Below are 2,900 nucleotides of genomic sequence, written 5' to 3'. Positions count from 1 at the left end.
CGGCGGGGGCGGCGGGCCGGGGCGGCGCACGGCTCCCTCCTCCTCCGGGCACGGCACCGGGACTCCGTCCGGGAAGTACGCTCCGGCACGGCCCCGGCCGTGCCGACACGACGAACGGGAAGAGACATACCGATGCAGGTCTGGCCGGGACACGCGTACCCGCTGGGTGCCTCCTACGACGGCGCGGGGACGAACTTCGCGGTGTTCTCCGAGGCCGCCGAGCGTATCGAGCTGTGCCTGCTGCACGAGGACGGCTCGGAGACGGCGGTCGAGCTGCGCGAGTCCGACGGCTTCGTGCGGCACGCCTACCTGCCGGGCGTGATGCCGGGCCAGCGGTACGGCTTCCGGGTGCACGGCCCGTACGCGCCGGAGCGGGGCCACCGCTGCAACAGCGCCAAGCTGCTGCTCGACCCGTACGCCAAGGCGGTCAGCGGGAGCGTCGACTGGGACGAGGCCGTCTACGGCTACCACTTCGACGCCCCGGAGCGCCGCAACGACCTGGACTCGGCCCCGCACACCGCCGCCTCGGTCGTCATCAACCCGTACTTCGACTGGGGCGACGACCGGGCGCCGCGCACCGACTACCACCGCACCGTGCTCTACGAGGCCCATGTGAAGGGCCTCACCATGCTCCACCCCGAGCTGCCCGAGGAGCTGCGCGGCACCTACGCGGCACTGGCCCACCCGGCGGTCATCGCGCACCTGGCGGAGCTGGGCGTCACGGCGCTGGAGCTGATGCCGGTGCACCAGTCGGTCACCGACCACCGGCTGGCCGACGCCGGGCTGGTGAACTACTGGGGCTACAACACCCTCGGCTTCTTCGCCCCGCACAACGCCTACGCCTCCTGGGGCGACAGGGGCCAGCAGGTGCTGGAGTTCAAGCACGCCGTGCGCGCCCTGCACCAGGCCGGGATCGAGGTGATCCTGGACGTCGTCTACAACCACACGGCGGAAGGCAACCACCTCGGTCCCACGCTCTCCTTCCGAGGGCTCGACAACGCCTCGTACTACCGTCTGGCCGCCGATCCGCGCTACTACACGGACACGACCGGCACCGGGAATTCACTGCTGATGCGCAGCCCCCACGTCCTCCAGCTCATCATGGACTCGCTGCGCTACTGGGTGACCGAGATGCACGTGGACGGCTTCCGCTTCGACCTGGCCGCCACGCTCGCCCGGCAGTTCCACGAGGTGGACCGGCTCTCGTCGTTCTTCGACCTGGTGCAGCAGGACCCGGTGGTCAGCCAGGTGAAGCTGATCGCCGAGCCCTGGGACGTGGGCGAGGGCGGCTACCAGGTGGGCAACTTCCCGCCCCTGTGGACCGAGTGGAACGGCCGCTACCGGGACACCGTACGCGACCTGTGGCGGGGCGAGCCGCGCACCCTCGCGGAGTTCGCCTCCCGGCTGACCGGCTCCTCGGACCTCTACCAGGGCGACGGGAGACGCCCGCTGGCCTCCATCAACTTCGTCACCTGCCACGACGGCTTCACGCTCGGCGACCTCGTCTCCTACGACCACAAGCACAACGAGGCCAACGGCGAGGGCAACCGGGACGGCGAGAGCCACAACCGGTCCTGGAACTGCGGCGCGGAGGGCGACACCGACGACCCGGAGATCCTCCGCCTGCGCCGCCGGCAGCGGCGCAACCTCATCGCCACCCTGATGCTGTCCCAGGGCGTGCCGATGCTCAGCCACGGCGACGAGTTCGGCCGCACGCAGCGCGGCAACAACAACGCCTACTGCCAGGACAGCGAGCTGTCCTGGGTGCGCTGGCCCGAGCCGGGCGCGACCGACCCGTTCTGCGACTACGTGCGCACCGCGGTGTGGCTGCGCCGCGACCACCCCGTCTTCCGGCGCCGCCGGTTCTTCCACGGCCGCCCCGTGGAGGGCACCCCCGACGAGCTGTCGGACATCGCCTGGTTCACCCCCCAGGGCGCGGCGATGACGCAGCAGTCCTGGCAGGCAGCCCAGGCCCGCGCCCTGACCGTCTTCCTCAACGGCAACGCCATCTCCGAACCGGGCCCCCAGGGCGAGCGCATCACCGACGACTCCTTCCTGCTGCTGTTCAACGCCCACCACGAGCCCCTGGACTTCACCATCCCGGCCGACCACGGGAGGGAGTGGGAGATCATCATGGACACGGCACAGGAGGACGCGTACACGGCGGGCACGGGGCGCAAGGCCCGCGCCGGAGAAACCCTCCCCCTGACAGACCGCAGCCTGATGGTCCTCCAGCGTCCGCTGTAACCCCCTCCGGGGCGCCGCGGATGTCTTCATCCGGCTACTGACCGCTGACCAGCCTGGACACGAGGTTGACGCCTCATGACAATTCTGGTCATGACCACTCTGGAGCCCGGCGCACGCCCTGGGCGGCTGTCCGACACGGACCGGGAGCACGCTCTCGGCGTGCTGCGCGCCAGCGCCGAGCAGGGCAGAGTGTCGGCGGACACGTTCGTGCGGCGGATGGAAGTCGTCCTCCAGGCGCGCTGGCAGGAGGAGCTGCACGCCGTGCTGGGCGACCTGCCGGCCCGTCCGGCGCGCAAGCAGCGCCTGCTCTCCGCGGTGGGCCGGGTGTCCGCCTTTCCCGGGCAGCTCCGGCACGCCTGGCGCAGCCAGCGCCTGCCCCGGCTGCTGCTGCCGCAGCCGGGGCCGTATCCGCTGACGATCGGGCGCGCGCCCGGTTCCGTGCTGCGGCTGGAGCACGAGACGGTCTCCCGCTTCCACGCGCAGCTCACCAGCGGCAGGAGCGGCTGGCTGCTCCAGGACCTCGGCTCCCGGAACGGGACGTTCGTGAACGGCGGCCGGATCACCGGCGCGGTGCCGGTGCGCCCCGACGACCAGGTGGGGTTCGGTCAGACCGCCTTCCGTCTCCTCGCCCCGCAGTCGCCGCTCCCGCCGCC

General features: G+C 71.6%; 2 protein-coding genes. Both read left to right on the top strand.

What is annotated here, in order from left to right; genetic code table 11:
* Nucleotides 1–132: 132 nt before the first annotated feature.
* Nucleotides 133–2,247 carry a glycogen debranching protein GlgX gene (glgX, locus tag G5C65_RS34795; protein WP_165303057.1) on the top strand — a complete coding sequence of 705 codons (2,115 nt, stop codon included), beginning with the start codon at nucleotides 133–135 and terminating at the stop codon, nucleotides 2,245–2,247.
* A 90-nt stretch (nucleotides 2,248–2,337) separates the two neighbouring features.
* The coding region (locus G5C65_RS34790; RefSeq protein WP_165303056.1) for a DUF1707 and FHA domain-containing protein at nucleotides 2,338–2,900 on the top strand (563 nt) is incomplete at its 3' end.

It is taken from the genome of Streptomyces boncukensis (genome assembly GCF_011045075.1).
In the GTDB taxonomy this organism is placed as follows: domain Bacteria; phylum Actinomycetota; class Actinomycetes; order Streptomycetales; family Streptomycetaceae; genus Streptomyces; species Streptomyces boncukensis.
Note: the sequence above shows the minus strand (reverse complement) of the source record. Positions and strands in the feature narration are given on the sequence as shown.